The 14,755-nt window shown below is 60.5% G+C and carries 13 protein-coding genes; 8 read left to right on the top strand and 5 right to left on the bottom strand.

Annotation, left to right across the window (positions count from 1 at the left end):
* Nucleotides 1-29: 29 nt before the first annotated feature.
* Nucleotides 30-755: a DUF4396 domain-containing protein gene (locus RLW55_RS09255; protein ID WP_423416240.1), complete on the top strand. Its 726-nt coding sequence runs from the start codon at nucleotides 30-32 to the stop codon at nucleotides 753-755.
* Nucleotides 756-776: 21 nt separating this feature from the next.
* Here the strand turns inward: RLW55_RS09255 and RLW55_RS09250 are convergent, their stop codons facing one another.
* Both RLW55_RS09250 and RLW55_RS09245 read right to left on the bottom strand, forming a co-directional pair.
* Entirely contained in the window at nucleotides 777-2,750 is a 1,974-nt protein-coding gene (locus RLW55_RS09250; RefSeq protein ID WP_423416239.1) for an acyltransferase family protein, read from the bottom strand.
* 389 nt (nucleotides 2,751-3,139) lie between these two features.
* On the bottom strand, nucleotides 3,140-3,796 hold the full coding sequence (locus RLW55_RS09245; RefSeq protein ID WP_409561021.1) for a glutathione S-transferase family protein: 657 nt from the start codon (nucleotides 3,794-3,796) through the stop codon (nucleotides 3,140-3,142).
* Between the two features lie 124 nt (nucleotides 3,797-3,920).
* Here RLW55_RS09245 and RLW55_RS09240 point away from each other — a divergent pair, with 124 nt between their 5' ends.
* Entirely contained in the window at nucleotides 3,921-5,135 is a 1,215-nt protein-coding gene (locus tag RLW55_RS09240; protein WP_409561022.1) for a polyhydroxyalkanoate depolymerase, read from the top strand.
* A gap of 97 nt (nucleotides 5,136-5,232) precedes the next feature.
* Here RLW55_RS09240 and RLW55_RS09235 read toward each other — a convergent pair whose 3' ends face one another.
* On the bottom strand, nucleotides 5,233-5,532 hold the full coding sequence (locus tag RLW55_RS09235) for a hypothetical protein (RefSeq protein ID WP_050976893.1): 300 nt from the start codon (nucleotides 5,530-5,532) through the stop codon (nucleotides 5,233-5,235).
* 312 nt (nucleotides 5,533-5,844) lie between these two features.
* Between RLW55_RS09235 and RLW55_RS09230 the strand changes: the two genes are divergently transcribed.
* The 3 genes from RLW55_RS09230 (at nucleotide 5,845) to RLW55_RS09220 (ending at nucleotide 9,284) form a co-directional block, all read left to right on the top strand.
* The gene (locus RLW55_RS09230; protein WP_423416238.1) at nucleotides 5,845-6,642 is read left to right on the top strand and encodes a DUF1236 domain-containing protein; all 798 of its coding nucleotides are present in this window, start codon (nucleotides 5,845-5,847) and stop codon (nucleotides 6,640-6,642) included.
* Nucleotides 6,643-6,823: 181 nt separating this feature from the next.
* On the top strand, nucleotides 6,824-8,083 hold the full coding sequence (zigA, locus tag RLW55_RS09225) for a zinc metallochaperone GTPase ZigA (protein ID WP_423416237.1): 1,260 nt from the start codon (nucleotides 6,824-6,826) through the stop codon (nucleotides 8,081-8,083).
* 214 nt (nucleotides 8,084-8,297) lie between these two features.
* Nucleotides 8,298-9,284: a catalase family peroxidase gene (locus RLW55_RS09220; protein WP_423416236.1), complete on the top strand. Its 987-nt coding sequence runs from the start codon at nucleotides 8,298-8,300 to the stop codon at nucleotides 9,282-9,284.
* A gap of 184 nt (nucleotides 9,285-9,468) precedes the next feature.
* On the opposite strand, the gene RLW55_RS09215 is transcribed toward RLW55_RS09220, so the two are convergent.
* Nucleotides 9,469-9,645 carry a YdcH family protein gene (locus tag RLW55_RS09215; RefSeq protein WP_013949468.1) on the bottom strand — a complete coding sequence of 59 codons (177 nt, stop codon included), beginning with the start codon at nucleotides 9,643-9,645 and terminating at the stop codon, nucleotides 9,469-9,471.
* A 257-nt stretch (nucleotides 9,646-9,902) separates the two neighbouring features.
* Here RLW55_RS09215 and RLW55_RS09210 point away from each other — a divergent pair, with 257 nt between their 5' ends.
* Genes RLW55_RS09210 through RLW55_RS09200 form a run of 3 tightly spaced genes read left to right on the top strand, consistent with a single transcriptional unit; the run spans nucleotide 9,903 to nucleotide 13,152 of the window.
* A complete protein-coding gene (locus RLW55_RS09210; RefSeq protein ID WP_409561026.1) occupies nucleotides 9,903-10,109 on the top strand; it encodes a YdcH family protein in 207 nt (68 codons plus the stop codon).
* A 50-nt stretch (nucleotides 10,110-10,159) separates the two neighbouring features.
* Nucleotides 10,160-11,179, top strand: coding sequence for a ligase-associated DNA damage response exonuclease (locus tag RLW55_RS09205; RefSeq protein WP_423416235.1), 1,020 nt, complete (start codon nucleotides 10,160-10,162; stop codon nucleotides 11,177-11,179).
* 2 nt (nucleotides 11,180-11,181) lie between these two features.
* The gene (locus RLW55_RS09200; protein WP_423416234.1) at nucleotides 11,182-13,152 is read left to right on the top strand and encodes a cisplatin damage response ATP-dependent DNA ligase; all 1,971 of its coding nucleotides are present in this window, start codon (nucleotides 11,182-11,184) and stop codon (nucleotides 13,150-13,152) included.
* Nucleotides 13,153-13,325: 173 nt separating this feature from the next.
* On the opposite strand, the gene RLW55_RS09195 is transcribed toward RLW55_RS09200, so the two are convergent.
* Nucleotides 13,326-14,537 carry a pyridoxal-phosphate-dependent aminotransferase family protein gene (locus tag RLW55_RS09195; RefSeq protein ID WP_423416233.1) on the bottom strand — a complete coding sequence of 404 codons (1,212 nt, stop codon included), beginning with the start codon at nucleotides 14,535-14,537 and terminating at the stop codon, nucleotides 13,326-13,328.
* Nucleotides 14,538-14,755: the final 218 nt, after the last annotated feature.

The following is a 14,755-nucleotide window of genomic DNA, read 5'->3' as shown; positions in this document are numbered from 1 at the left end:
AAAGGTATCCGTTGCGAAGGGAAGTTCTGTTGCCTGCCGCTGCACCGTTTCCCGACTGGTTGATCATTCTGTCGTGGTCGGCGCTCTATCTGGGCGTCGGATGTGCGGCGCTGATCCTGGTCGATGTGGCGCGTTTTCCCCAGCATATGGGGATCATGAATGTGGTGTGGCCGGTGACGGCGCTGTTCGGCACGGTGCTGGTTGCGGCCCTTTATTTCAAGTATGGACGCAACGCCGAGCCGTCGCTTCACAGCGAAAAAAGCCAAGCGCCGGAGACGCCGTTTCCGATCATGGTGGCGAAAGGAACGCTCCATTGCGGCGCGGGCTGCACGCTCGGCGACGTGATTGCCGAGACGCTGGCATTCCTCTTTCCGGCCATCGCTATTCTGTTCGGCTGGAAAACGATTTTTGCCGACAAGACGTATGCCGTCTGGATTCTCGATTTCGTGCTCGCATTCGGGCTGGGCATCGTCTTCCAATATTTCGCCATCGTGCCGATGCGGAAGCTGGCGCCCCTCGAAGGACTGCGCGAAGCCTTCAAGGCGGATGCGCTGTCGCTGATCTGCTGGCAAATCGGGATGTATGGACTGATGTTTCTGGCGCAACGCTATTTCAGTGCATCGTTCGGCCAACAGGCGAAGCCGGACAGTCCGGTATTCTGGTTTGCCATGCAGATCGCGATGGTCGCCGGGTTCGTCACCAGCTTTCCGGCGAACTGGTGGCTCATCCGCGCGGGCATCAAAGAGAAGATGTAAGACCCACGCAGACCGACGCCGTCAGTACGGCACGGGACCGGTGCCGAGGTGCGAAATATCGGGCTCGGGCCAGATCACCGGCACGAGTAAGCGACTGGCAATCAATTGTGCGCCGCTCATCGACAGATGGTTGTTGTCGAAGTAGAGCACCGCGCCGTCTGTGTAGGGCTTGCAGCGTTTGTCCGAGCACAGCTCCGATGACACGGGAACGAAGACGGCTCCATGCTCCGTCGCGATGGCGTTCAGACGCGCCTCGACGGCATGGACTTGCTTGGCGCCATACTTGAACGAAAAGTCGTTCGGGTCGCGGCCCTTCGCCGTCCAGCGCGCAACCGCTGCCGGGATGCCGGATGCTTCAGGTAGGTCAGGCACAGGGCCGAGGACGACGACGCGATGCCCGGCGGCTTGCAGCGTCGCGATGGTGCGCTCGAAGCTCGGCCAGAACTGATCGGGATATTCGCGATCCCAGGCGAGCGAATAGGTTGCCAGCACGACGGTCGCCGGAGAGATCGCCGTCAGCCGGTCGATGATGCCGGAGTTGTAGTGCTCGCAGCGATCGTCTGCCGGGAACGTGAAACCGGCAGCGGGCGGGCAGCCCGAGGCCGTGATCTGGCGGACGCTGGCGTGCCGGGCTTTCGCAAACTCGCCCAGCGCGGCGCTGAATTCGGCGCCGTGGCTGTCGCCATAGACGATGACGCTTGGCGCGACGTCATCGCCGATGATGCAGGTATCGTCGAAGGAGCGTTTACCGTCGCCGTGGAAATGGCATTTCTCGCGCAGCGGGCTGGCATCGGCTTGCGCAGCGGCGATCTGGAGGACGGCGTCGGGGAAACGCTGCGGCATGCCGTTGAGCCCAACGAGGATCGCCGCCGAGGCGGTCAGCGCGCCAAGGCCCAGCGTGCCGCCTTTGAAAATCGCACTCGGCGAATAGCCCGCAGAGCCGCGGCTGCGGAACGGCTGCTCGACGAAATACCACGTCGCGGTGGCAAGGCCGATCGCGACGGTCGCGAGTGCCAATTGCTCGATGCCGGAGAGGCGTTCGGCTGTCAGGACCTTGGTGAAGACGATCAGTGGCCAGTGCCAAAGATAGAGACTATACGAGATAAGGCCGAGCAGCATCAGCGGCCGGAATGTCAGCACGCGCGTGCCGAAAGCGCTTTCGGGGCCGCCGCTTCTCCCTTCGCCGGCCCAGATTGCCATCGCCGTACCGACGCATGGCAGAAGGGCTGCGGCGCCGGGGAACGGCGTCTTAGACGTGTAGGCAAAAATTGCGACGGCGATTGCCGTCAGGCCGAGCGCTGCCGCCGCTTCGCTTTGAAGGCGTGAAGTCGGGCGCGGCAAAAGCCCGAGCGCGACGATGGAGCCAGCGAGGAGTTCCCAAGCGCGGGAATGCAAGAGGTAGAACGTCGCCATCGGATGCGCGGGCAGGAAGACAACGCTGGCGACAAGCGATGCCGCGAACGCCAGCCAAACAGTCACGCCGAGCGCCCGCGGCCACCAGCGAAAAACCGCCATCAGCACGAGCGGAAAGACGACGTAGAACTGCTCTTCGATGCCGAGGCTCCAGGTATGGAGCAGCGGCTGGGTGCCGCTGCCGGGATCGAAGTAGCCGGAATGCTGGAAGAACCAGACGTTACTGTAGGACAGCGCTGCCGCCATCAGGCTCGACGCGTAACGCTGCAGCTCGTCGGGCAGAAGAAACGCCATCGCCGCGACCGTCGTGCAGGCGCAAACGAAAACAAGGGCGGGCACGATGCGCCGGATGCGGCGCTCGTAAAAACGCGCGATACTGAATGTCCCGGCGCTCAGTTCGGCGGCAATCAATCGGGTAATCAGAAAGCCGGACAGAACGAAGAAAATATCAACGCCGACGAAGCCGCCGGTCACGAACGGCAGGTCGAGGTGATACGCCACGACCGCTGCGACGGCGATGCCTCTCAGTCCATCGAGATCCGGCCGATAGCCTTCGCCCGGCTTGGCTGAATGGCTAAGCACGCGCGCGGTTCCCCGCGACGGCCCAAGCCGGCTTCTTTGCAATGGCGCTCATGAACCCTCAGAAGACTTCCGAATTCCGGTGCGCACGACCAAGGCGCGGCCGCACTATCGTCATTCGTCGACCGGCTCTCAAACGATTTATTTCTCGTCTTCCGTCGCAGCATTCAATGGGCGTTCAGAAATGCCACAGTGTGGTCTTTCGCGCCTTGCTTTCGCCATCGGTGGCGTCCGAAGCGCTTCAATGCATCAAAATTTGGCATGGAGGTTTTGGTCCCAGGTCTCGCGAACGGGCTCGGCCGGGATGACACGCCGATCAAACGCCATCGGGCCGCAATACGAAGCGAGAAAAGGACCTTAGCCCTGAAGCCGAGACGACATACTAGCGGCGGTTAAAACTCAACTTCGAGTTCAACGATCTCGTCGGGTTCGACGAGCGCGCCTTGCGTCCATTCCTGCATCAGCGGCCAGTGGAAGATGGTTTCGCAGTAGCCCGACAGTTCCGGTTCTAGCGGCACGGCGTAGGTGCGGAAGCGGGTGCAAACGGGAGCGTACATCGCGTCGGCGACGGTCGGCGTCTCGCCGAAGAGATAGGGACCACCGTATTTGCTGAGACATTCCAGCCAGATAGTCTTGATCCGCTCAACGTCCGGCCGGGCGCCGGAAAAGATCTTGAAGGACTGGTGACGGGCCTTCAGGTTCATCGGCAGAGCCGAGCGCAGGTTGTAGAAACCGGAATGCATTTCGCCCGAGATCGAACGGCAGTGCGCGCGCGTCGCCTGGTCGGCGGGCAACAGCCCGGCGTCGGGCGCGATCTCCGCCATGTATTCGGCAATCGCGAGCGTGTCCCAGACCGTCACAGCGCCGTGGATCAGCCGTGGCACCCGGACCGAGGGTGAGAGCAGCAGAAGCTCCTGGCGAATCTCCTGATCGTCATGCGTCACGATCTCCTCGTCGAAATCGAGGCCCGCCATCCGGCACAGCAACCAGCCGCGCAGCGACCAAGATGAATAGTTCTTCGACGATATCGTCAGTGTCGCGTTCGCCATAGACGATCAGCTCCGTCGCATCCTAACCCTGCCTAAACAATCCTCTCGCAGTGCAACGAAGAATGCACTACGTTTTTCAGTCGCATGGTTTTTTACGGTTACTGCCGGGGGGACTTTCTCGCGAATGCTTTACCAAGCCTATCAGTTTCAAGACGACCTGCTCGCTCCTTTCCGCGAAGTCGCCAAGAACTCGAAAGCCGCGATAGAAAAAGAGCTTTTTCCAACCGTCGACGCCCTGAAGTCGCATTTGGCTGCGGGCTTCGAGATGATCTCCCGGTTCCAACTTACGCATACGCGACCCGACTTCGGGATTTCGACGGTGCGAGTCGGCAACCGCGACGTGCCGGTGACGGAAGAAGTGGCGTTCAGCCTGCCGTTCGGGAATCTCCTGCGCTTCAAGAAGGATATCGACGCGCCGCAGCCGAAGGTGCTCGTGATCGCACCCCTGTCGGGACACTTCGCGACGCTCCTTGCCAAGACGTGCGAGACCCTGCTGCAGGACCACGACGTCTACATCACCGACTGGGCGAACGCCCGCGACGTGCCGCTGGATGCCGGGCGTTTCGGCGTCGATGAGCACGTCGATTACGTCATTCGTTTTCTTGAAGAACTCGGACCCGACTCGCATCTGCTCGCCGTCTGCCAGCCGTGCGTGCAGGCGCTCGTCGCCGTTGCCGTCATGTCGGAGGATAAGAACCCGGCGACGCCCCGTTCTATGACGCTGATGGCCGGTCCGATCGACGTGCGCGAAAGCCCCACGGCCGTCAACAAGCTCGCGAACGACAAGCCGCTGTCGTGGTTCAAGTCGAATGTCACGGCGCGGGTGCCGTCGCGGTATCCGGGGCGCGGCCGCCGCGTCTATCCGGGATTCGTGCAGCTCTTCAGCTTCGTCGCCATGAATGTCGATCGTCACCGGGCGCAGCACCAGAAGCTTTACGAGCATCTGGCTAACAACGAAATCGCGGAAGCGCAGAAGATCAAGACCTTCTACGACGAGTATTTCGCGGTGCTCGATCTAACGGAAGAATTCTACATCGAAACGATCGACCGGATTTTTCAGCAAGCGCAACTCGCGACTGGCGACTTCACCTATCACGGCCGCAAGGTCGATCCCGGCAAGATTCTGAGAACGGCATTGCTGACGGTCGAGGGCGGACGCGACGACATTTGCTCGCTGGGGCAGACGTCAGCCGCGCACGATCTCTGCCATTCGCTTCGGCCGCATTTGAAGCGCCATCACCTGCAAGCCAATGTCGGCCACTACGGCACGTTCAACGGCAAACGGTGGGAACGCGAGATTTATCCGGTCGTGAAGAATTTTATCCTATCGATGGAATAGCGGCGCGGCGACGCGAAAGTGACGTCGCTGTCGCGCCCGGCAGCGTCCGAGTTCTCTCCGACCGAGCGAGCACACTCGAAGGAAGCGCCGGGCCGTTCTATTTCACCCAGACTTTATGCTGGCAATCGAGCCATTTAGCGATAACGGACCGATCGTGAAATTGGATCGCTCCGCAATTCTGGCAGACGATCATCAGCACGTTGACGGGTGCGTTGCTGGATGACGATTTCCGCTCGCACGTCAGCATGTGAATGTCGACGTCGCAATTGGAGCGAAAGCGTCCGCAGACCGGGCAACCCGTAATGTGCTTTCCGAAGAGGAATTTATCGACCTCGGCTTTCGTGAGGTCGCGTGTCTCAGTGGCCGTTTCTCGTTCCACTGTTGCGGTATCAGTCATCGCAATCACCGTGGGTTCATTTGAATAGTTGAATCGTATGATGATAACCCCTGCGACACAAGAAGAGTTCGGCAACTCTCGCGATATTTTACGGCGATTCAACGCGCTCAATCCTTTTGCGACGCGGCGATTGCGTTGCAATAAGCGCAGTGGTTTTTGAGCCGTTTGCCGCAAGTCAATGCGATCGAACGCAAAGCACTTCTCAGCACGCGTTCCATTTCGGCGAATTGGAACGGCACACCATTCAACACGTTGATTACCCGAACGCGAGGGGCAGTCGCGCTTCAATGGACAACGTATGGAGGTGTTTCAATGCTGAAGTTTTCACTCACTGCCCTCGCACTCGTCGCGACGTCGACGTTTGCGATGGCGGACCCGAACATGAGCAAGCCCGGGGGCGGAAACGGTCCGGGCGGCGGCGCGATGGAGCGCTCCGGCGGCGATCTGAAAGGCGGAGGTTTAGGTGACCGCGGTATGGGAGATCGCGGCCCGGCAATGAAGGGCAGCGAGGCGGGCCAAGCGAAAAGCCTTGGCGACCGCCAAATGAGAAGCGACCGTAGCGAGGCACAGGAGAGCCATCGCGACGCGACGGACAGGTCTGCGTCTTCCGGCGACAGGAATGACAGCGCACGCAGCGAGAATAGCCCCAACGACAAGCGGAATGCTCACCAGTACAATCGTCAAGCCGAGGACAATAATGGTAGTGGCAAACGCGAAAACCGTGCTGATACGAACGATCGAAACGACCGTGCACGTTCCAATGAGGCCAGGGACAACTCCCGGCCGGATCGGGGCGCGACGGGCGCCGGCGAGGGCACGGAAGGCAAGGCAGGGGCAAAAGGTTCGCTGACGAACATCAGCCCGGAGCAGAAGACGAAAGTGCGCGCGGCATTTTCCGGACATCGGGTGGCGCCCGCCCGCGATATCGGGGTCGATGTGCGGGTCGGCGTAGTCGTGCCGCGGTCGGTGCATTTCTATCCGTTGCCGCCTACCATCGTGACGATCGCGCCCGACTATAGCGGCTACGAGTACTTCATGATCGACGACTCGCACGTTGCGATCGTTGATCCCGACACGCTCGAGGTCGTTGATATCATCGTCATTGCGTAGCCTTTACGCGCAGAGGATTGAAAGCCGCCGGAATTCCCGGCGGCTTTTTTTTGTGGACTGTTCCCGCTTGACTGGGGCCGGCATTCACCGAGATGGCGAGGACCAAAGAGTCATCGTCCGTCACTTGACGGATGTTATAACATCCGAATATAGGGTCGATCCTCAACCCGGGAGATTGGCTATGGATTCCGACATCATCACGCATTTGAAAAAGACCGCCGCCACGAAGGACGGGCGCTTGCCCGTGACGGTGCTTTCCGGGTTCCTCGGCGCAGGCAAGACGACGCTGCTCAATCACGTCCTGAATAACCGGCTGGGCCTGAAGGTCGCGGTCATCGTCAATGACATGAGCGAGGTCAACATCGATGCTGATCTCGTCGCAATGGGCGGCAGCAACCTCTCGCGAACCGACGAGACACTGGTCGAGATGTCGAACGGCTGCATTTGCTGCACGCTGCGCGATGATCTCTTGAAAGAGGTTCGCCGCCTCGCCGCCGAACGCAGGTTCGATTACCTGATGATCGAGTCGACCGGTATCGCCGAGCCACTTCCCGTCGCGACGACGTTCGAGTTTCGCGACGAAGAAGGCCGCAGCCTTTCGGACGTCGCGCGCCTCGACACGATGGTGACGGTGGTCGATGCCGCACATCTGCTGAAAGATTATTCGTCCCGCGACTTTCTGAAAGATCGCGGCGAGGTTGCGGGCGAAGACGACGAGCGACCGCTCGTGCAGCTTCTCGTCGAGCAGATCGAATTCGCCGATGTGATCGTTCTCAACAAGGTCGATATCGCGACGCCGGAGAACATCTCAGCGGCACGGATGATCCTCCGTTCCCTTAATGCCGATGCGCGGATCATCGAAACGAGCCATGCGCGCGTCGATACCTGGGACATTCTTGATACCGGCCTTTTCGATTTCGAGCATGCTCATCGCCATCCGACCTGGCTGAAGGAGCTCAACGGCTTCAAGGAGCACACGCCGGAAACGGACGAATATGGCGTTACGAGCTTCGTCTATCGCGCGCGGCGGCCATTCGTGCCGGAAAAAATCCATGCGTTCTTCAATACGGCATGGCCCGGTGTCGTCAGGGCGAAAGGTTTCTTTTGGCTGGCTTCGCGGCCGCAATGGGTTGGCGAGGTCAGCCAAGCGGGCGCCGTCGTGCGGCATGAAGCAATTGGCTATTGGTGGGCGGCGGTGCCGAAAAAGAACTGGCCCGCCGATGCCAGCCTCGTCGAGCGGATCGACAAGGGTTGGCACAAGGTCTGGGGCGACCGCCGCCAAGAGATCGTCTTCATCGGCATGCGCGACATGGACCAGGACCGTATCAAAGCCGATCTCGATGCCTGCCTGCTCCCCGTTGCTGAGAATAAGCCGCTCGACGTCTCGGCGTGGCGATCGCTACCCGATCCTTTCCCTGAATGGCGCCGGGACGCCGCATAAATGAGCCGATGCCGTTTCACTGGGCCGGACAAAACCGATGTCCGGCCCTACATCATTATTTTCGATCAGTTCGATTGGGCTTTACGTGGCTAAGGGCCGCGTACACAGTGCTTTCCCCGCAATAATTGTTCTCTATCAATGACGGCGTTAGGAGAGCGGTGTCGTTCGGCGGGATTTCCGCTCTCTTTCTGCAAACCTGCAATGGAGAGCTTCCATGAATTTCAAACGGCGTGTAGCTGCCGCCATGCTTGTCGCTGCGCTTGCGATTGTCCCAATCTCCCGCGCATACGCGGAAGAAGCCGATGCCGAAAGCCTCGTCAACGCACTCAACGCCGTCTTCGGCGCTCACAAAGGTCTGCGTGCGGCGCATCCGCATGGCTTTTGCGTCAAAGGCAACTTCGTGGCAGACCCTGCCGCTGCCACGCTGACGAAAGCTCAGCACTTCAATTCGAAGACGCCGGTCGGCGTCATCGCCCGCTTTTCGATGGCAGGCGGCAGCCCGGATGCTTCCGACGCTCAGAAAGATAACGCACGCGGCTTTGCGATCCATTTCGATCTCGGACAGGACACCACGACCGACCTCGTGACGATCTCGGCACCCGTTTTTGTTGCGCGCGATCCGGATCAATTCCTGAAGCTGCTGCAAACGGTCGCGACGAAAGACAAGGCGAAGATCGGCGAATTCTTCAAGGAGAACCCGAATTCGACTGGGCAAGTCGCATGGCTCAACGCACGACCGGTACCAGCGAGCTTCGCGACCGTCGATTACTGGGGCGTTCATGCTTTCACTGCAACGAACGCGGAAGGCAAGAAGCAGGTCTTCAAGTACAAGCTCGTTCCGGTCGCGGGCGACGTCGGCCTGTCGGATGAGGAAGCGAAAAAGAAAGATCCCGACTTCTATCGTCCGGAGTTGAAAGATCGGCTGGCCAAAGGCCCTGCGCAGTTCAAGCTGATCGCAATTCTCGGTGAGCCCGGCGATCCGACCGACGATCCGACGGCGATGTGGCCGGAAGACAAGCGCAAAACACTGACGCTCGGCACACTCTCGATCACCGGCTTCGAAGACGACAAGACGTGCGATGCCGGCATCTTCGATCCGACCAACGTGACCGACGGCATCGACGGGCCGGAGAACGATAAGATCTTCCCGATGCGTTCGGCGGCTTACGCGGTCTCGTTCTCGCGCCGCGCGGCGCCGTAAGGGGCCCAAGGGCAATTCCTTTTCATCCCGGCCTTGTTACCAGAAGCCTTGGGCCGGGATGACCACCGTTTGAACGTCTCGCGAATCAGCGACGCACGGTAGAAAACTCCAAAAATATAAAAGCCCCGCCCGGCTGTCGCCGGTGGCAGGGCTTAGACCATGAATTCGATTTTTGGTTCCTGAGCTAGTGGCGCGTCTCTCTACGCAGCCGCTCGATTTCGTCTTTGAGTTTCAGCTTTTCTTGCTTCAACCTGCGGACTTCGATGTCGTCCGAACCTGGGCTGACTGCTACCTGATTAATTTTTTGTTCCAGTGCCCGGTGCTTCTCTGCGAGTTCCGCGAGATGAGCCGTGATCGTCATCAGTTGCCTCCTATGGAGATTGCCGACGTTGAAATCGTGCCACACGTTTCTCACGTTGTCCAACGCGTCTTAGGTCTGAGCTTGGATGTTTGATTTTTGTTACTGTTGCCGTCATAGCTGCGGCTATTAGTGATTCGTAAAATAAATTCAGACGATTAGAAAGGTCGCCCAGGTCCGCGCTTTGGAAGGCTTGCCAGATGGGAGGCAATCGCCCAAAAGCGATGGACAGTCGATCCGGGTAGCGACAGGGAATAGGCATGGAGCGGCGCGACGAACGCGAGCTCAGGGAACAGTTGGTCACGTTGCGCGGCGAGCATCGCGAGCTCGACAGCGAAATCGCTGCCCTTGAAGGTAACCCTTCGGCTGACCAACTTCTTATCAAGCGGCTGAAAAAGAAGAAACTCGTCCTGAAAGATCGAATAACCCAGATCGAGGACAAGCTCCTTCCGGACATTATTGCGTGAACGACGTTTCGCGCTAGGCTGCTTTGCAGCTCCCGCGCGTTTATGAGTTCATGACCTCGCCCTCACCCGCCGTCGATACCTGGCTTTATCCGGTCGGATCCGGAATTTATTGCGAACCCGGCGATTTTTACATCGACCCCGGTCGGGCGGTCGATCGCGCCATCATTACCCATGGCCATAGCGACCACGCCCGCTCCGGGCATCGCGCCGTTCTGGCGACGGCTGAAACCATCGCCATCATGAAGGTGCGCTACGGCGAGGAATGCGCCGGTTCGTTCCAGGCGTTGGCGCTCGGCGAGACGATTTCAATCAACGGCGTCCGAGTTCGGCTCGTACCGGCGGGCCACATTCTCGGTTCGGCGCAAGTCGTCATCGAATGGGCCGGACGACGCGCGGTTATCTCGGGCGACTACAAACGCGCCAGCGATCCTACGTGTACACCGTTCGAACTCGTGCCTTGCGATGTGTTCGTGACCGAAGCGACGTTCGCGCTACCCGTATTCCGGCATGAGAAGGCCGCGCACGAAGCGCAGAAGCTGCTGGCATCGCTCGCGGCCGAGCCCGACCGCACGCATCTTGTCGGCGCCTATAACCTTGGCAAAACCCAACGCATGATCCGCGTCGTTCGCGATCAGGGCTATGACAAGCCGATCTATCTGCACGGTGCAGTCGCGGCGCTGACGGAGCTATATCAGAAGCTCGGCATCGATCTTGGCGACCTTCAACTTGTATCGGAGACAGATGCGAAAGCGATCCGCGGCGGCATCGTGATGTGTCCGCCGTCGGCGCTTGGCGATCGCTGGTCTCGCCGGTTCGGCGATCCCGTAACGGCGTTCGCGAGCGGATGGATGCGCGTGCGCGGGCGCGGTCGTCAGCATGGTGTCGAGCTGCCGCTTGTCGTGTCCGATCACGTCGATTGGCCGGAGCTGATCCAGACGATCATCGAAACGGAAGCAGAAGATGTTTGGGTGACGCACGGACGCGAGGATGCGCTGGTGCATTATCTCGGCTCCATCGGGCGCAAGGCGCGCGCGTTGGCGCTCGTCGGATACGGCGAGGAGGCGGAATAGCGATGCAAGCGTTCGCCCGCCTGCTCGATAGTCTTGTCTATACGCAGAGCCGTAATCGCAAGGTCGCGCTGCTTGGGCATTATTTTCGCAACGCGCCCGATCCCGATCGCGGCTGGGCGCTCGCGGCGCTAACGGACGGCGTGCCGATCCGCATTCCGTTGCGGCGCATGCTGAGCGATCTCGTCTCGCGCTTCGTCGATCCGGTGCTTTACCGCCTGTCGCGTGACTACGTCGGCGACACGGCGGAAACGGTGTCGCTGCTCTGGCCGGATGATCGGGTTGTCGTTGCGACGCCGGACGTTTCAGAGGCTGTCGAAACCCGAGATGACGTGCCGGAAAAGCCGAAGCAGCTTGTTCTGGATCTCACCCCCACCGCTCGTCAGTCCTCCACCCCTAGCCCCTCCCCGCAAGGGGGAGGGGAATCGTTCACTTCTCCCTCGCCCCGCGTGCGGGGAGAGGGCTGGGGGGAGGGGCAGCCGTCGCCGAATGTTTCCGCGCCTCGGCCTCTCCCCGTAAAGGAAGGAGAGAGTAACAACGGGAACTCTTACCTGCCCTCCACGATGGGCGTTCCCACTTCTCCCCTCGCCTTGACGGGGAGGGGTCGGGGGTGGGGTGAAGCGGGACATAACTCCGGTGAGCCGCCGGAGCTTGCCCTCGGCGCGGTCATTGAGGCGATGGCGGACGGTACGACTGCGCAACGCACCGAGCGCCTGGGACACCTCCTCGATCAGCTCGACGCGACCGGCCGCTGGGCGCTTTTGAAACTCATCGGCGGCGCGCCGCGCGTGGGCGTATCTGCGCGTCTGGCGCGAACGGCCTTGGCGGAATGCTACGGGCGCGACGTCTCTGAGATCGAAGAGATCTGGCACGCGCTGACGCCGCCCTATCTCGATCTCTTCCAATGGCTCGACGGCAAAGCAGAGCGGCCTGATCCTGGCTCAAAGCCCGTCTTTCGGCCAGTCATGCTTGCGCATCCGATCGAGGAAGAAGATTGGCCGCGGCTTTCGCCGGAAGATTTTTCGGCGGAATGGAAGTGGGACGGTATTCGCGTGCAGATCGCGGCGCGTGGCGGCGAGGTGAAAATGTTCTCTCGCCAGGGCGATGACATCTCTGGCGCGTTTCCCGAAATTCGCAGCGCATTTCAGGGGCACGATTGCGTCGTCGATGGCGAATTGCTTGTTATGCGCGACGGCGACATCGCGCCGTTCAACGACTTGCAGCAGCGTCTCAACCGCAAGACCGTGACAGCGAAGATGATGCAGATGTATCCGCCGCATGTGCGGCTCTACGATCTGCTATTCGATGGAGCAGAAGACTTGCGCGGGCTGTCGTTCGGAGACCGGCGCGCGCGGCTCGAAGCGTGGCACGCTAAACATCATCCGCCGCTGACGGATGTGTCGCCGCTCGTGGCGTTCAAGACGTTCGAGGAACTCGGCGAGCTATGGGCGTCGGCGCGGGCGGAAGGTATCGAAGGCCTCATGTTGAAGAGGCGCGCGAGCGTTTATCAGGCGGGCCGCGTCAAGGGCGAATGGTTCAAGTGGAAGCGCGCGGCTCTGACGCTTGACTGCGTGCTGATGTACGCGCAGCGCGGATCGGGCAAGCGGTCGTCGTATTATTCAGATTACACGTTCGGCGTCTGGAAGACGGACGACAACGGCGAGAAGCAACTCGTTCCGGTTGGTAAAGCCTATTCAGGCTTTACCGACGAAGAGCTGCTCGAACTCGACAAATGGATCAGAGGCCATACGACGGAAGCGTTCGGTCCGGTGCGCGCGGTCGAGCCGCAGTTGGTGTTCGAAGTGGCGTTCGATGCGGTACAGCCGTCGACGCGGCACAAGTCAGGCGTCGCGATGCGGTTTCCGCGGATTCATCGCATTCGTTGGGATAAACCCGCGACCGAAGCCGACACGCTGGAAAGTGTGCTGCGGTTGATCGGGGGTGCAACGGCTGCAGAGCGATCGCATCTCGCGTAAATATGCGGGCGGCCCGATCTACTCCGTCATTCCGACAGAGGTCGGCACCCAGACACGCGTCAGAAAATTTGGTGTGTCTTGCTTGGATGGATCCCGGCTGCGCCAGGCGGACGGCAATAAAAACGTTTCATCCTCGGCAGGAAGCCGAGGATGACATTTGTTGAGGTGATCGCTTACTCGGCGGCGGCTTTGGCGGCTTCCGCAGGATTGGCCGTCTCGGCGATGTAGCTCATCGCCGCTGCAACGCCACCCTTCTTGTGCGGCACGCCGGCCAACTCGAAGCCCATCTCGACGCCGGTCAGCGCGCCGAGCACCGTCAGCTCGTTGGTGTCACCGAGATGCGCGATGCGGAACGCCTTGCCAGCGATCTTGTTGAGACCGGTACCGAGCGACATGTTGAAGTTGTCGAGCACCATCTTGCGATACGCGTCGGCGTTATGGCCTTCGGGCATCTGCACCGTCGTGACGGCGGGCGAATAATACTTCGCGTCGCGGCACTGAATTTCAAAGCCCCAGGCGCGGACGGCGCGACGGGTTGCCTCTGCCAAGCGGCGATGACGCGCGAAGACGTTTTCCAGGCCTTCCTCGTTGATCATGTCGATCGCTTCGGCGAGGCCATAGAGGAGGCTCGTCGCCGGCGTGTACGGGAAGTAGCCAGTCGAATTCATCGACAGCATGTCGTCCCATGCGAAATAGGACTTCTTGAGCTGGGCGGTTTTCGACGCCTCAATGGCCTTGGCGCTGATCGCGGTGAACGACAGGCCCGGCGGCAGCATCATGCCCTTTTGCGAGCCGGACACCGTGACGTCGATGCCCCACTCGTCGTGGCGGATGTCGGCGGCGGCCAGAGAGGAGATCGCGTCGGCCATCAGCAGCGCGGGGTGGCCCGCGGCGTCGATCGCCTTGCGTACTTCATCGAGGCGCGTCAGACATCCAGTCGAGGTTTCGTTGTGGACCACGCAGACGGCTTTGATCTTCTTGTTCGTGTCTTCGCGCAGCTTCTTCTCAATGGCGTTGGCATCGGCGCCAATGCGCCAGTCGGTCGAGATGACTTCCGTTTCAAGACCGAGCCGGCGCGCCATGGCTTCCCACAGCACGGCGAATTGCCCAGTCTCGCACATCAGCACCTTGTCGCCGGGCGACAGCGTGTTGCTGAGACCCGCTTCCCAGGCGCCCGAACCGGACGAGGGATAAATGATGACGTGGCCCTGGGTCTTGAACAGTCCCTTGATTCCCCCAAGCACGCGGCGGCCGAGTTCTCCGAACTCAAGGCCGCGGTGATCGAGAACCTGACGCGCCATCGCGGCCAGAATCCGCTCCGGAACGGGGGTCGGCCCCGGGATCTGCAAAAAGTGGCGGCCGGGGCGGCGGTGGCTTGTCGACATTCGCGTAGTCCTCAAAGAGTCTTATTATTGTTCGTCTCCGCGGGTGTCCTAGTACCGAACCGTTCCGGATACAATTGGCCCGAAGACCGATTTTCGCGCCTGTACTGCGCATTTTGTCCTGGTGACTGTTTGAACAGGAAAAAATGGTTCTTTCCCGTAATAACAAGCACGTCGGAGGCGCGCCACTTGCATCGAAGCGCTGGTGGGCGCATGTCACC

Source organism: Hyphomicrobium sp. B1 (assembly GCF_049532635.1).
In the GTDB taxonomy this organism is placed as follows: domain Bacteria; phylum Pseudomonadota; class Alphaproteobacteria; order Rhizobiales; family Hyphomicrobiaceae; genus Hyphomicrobium_B.
The sequence above is the reverse complement of the archived record's forward strand: the minus strand, read 5'-3'. Positions and strand labels throughout refer to the sequence as shown.

Bases quoted from the DNA above. Each gene is read 5' to 3' on its own strand.
- RLW55_RS09200 (WP_423416234.1), top strand. From the start codon at position 11,182: ATGCAAGCGTTCGCCCGCCTGCTCGATAGTCTTGTCTATACGCAGAGC.
- zigA (WP_423416237.1), top strand. From the start codon at position 6,824: ATGGATTCCGACATCATCACGCATTTGAAAAAGACCGCCGCCACGAAG.
- RLW55_RS09240 (WP_409561022.1), top strand. From the start codon at position 3,921: ATGCTTTACCAAGCCTATCAGTTTCAAGACGACCTGCTCGCTCCTTTC.
- RLW55_RS09205 (WP_423416235.1), top strand. From the start codon at position 10,160: ATGACCTCGCCCTCACCCGCCGTCGATACCTGGCTTTATCCGGTCGGA.
- RLW55_RS09220 (WP_423416236.1), top strand. From the start codon at position 8,298: ATGAATTTCAAACGGCGTGTAGCTGCCGCCATGCTTGTCGCTGCGCTT.
- RLW55_RS09245 (WP_409561021.1), bottom strand. From the start codon at position 3,796: ATGGCGAACGCGACACTGACGATATCGTCGAAGAACTATTCATCTTGG.
- RLW55_RS09235 (WP_050976893.1), bottom strand. From the start codon at position 5,532: ATGACTGATACCGCAACAGTGGAACGAGAAACGGCCACTGAGACACGC.
- RLW55_RS09195 (WP_423416233.1), bottom strand. From the start codon at position 14,537: ATGTCGACAAGCCACCGCCGCCCCGGCCGCCACTTTTTGCAGATCCCG.
- RLW55_RS09215 (WP_013949468.1), bottom strand. From the start codon at position 9,645: ATGACGATCACGGCTCATCTCGCGGAACTCGCAGAGAAGCACCGGGCA.
- RLW55_RS09230 (WP_423416238.1), top strand. From the start codon at position 5,845: ATGCTGAAGTTTTCACTCACTGCCCTCGCACTCGTCGCGACGTCGACG.
- RLW55_RS09210 (WP_409561026.1), top strand. From the start codon at position 9,903: ATGGAGCGGCGCGACGAACGCGAGCTCAGGGAACAGTTGGTCACGTTG.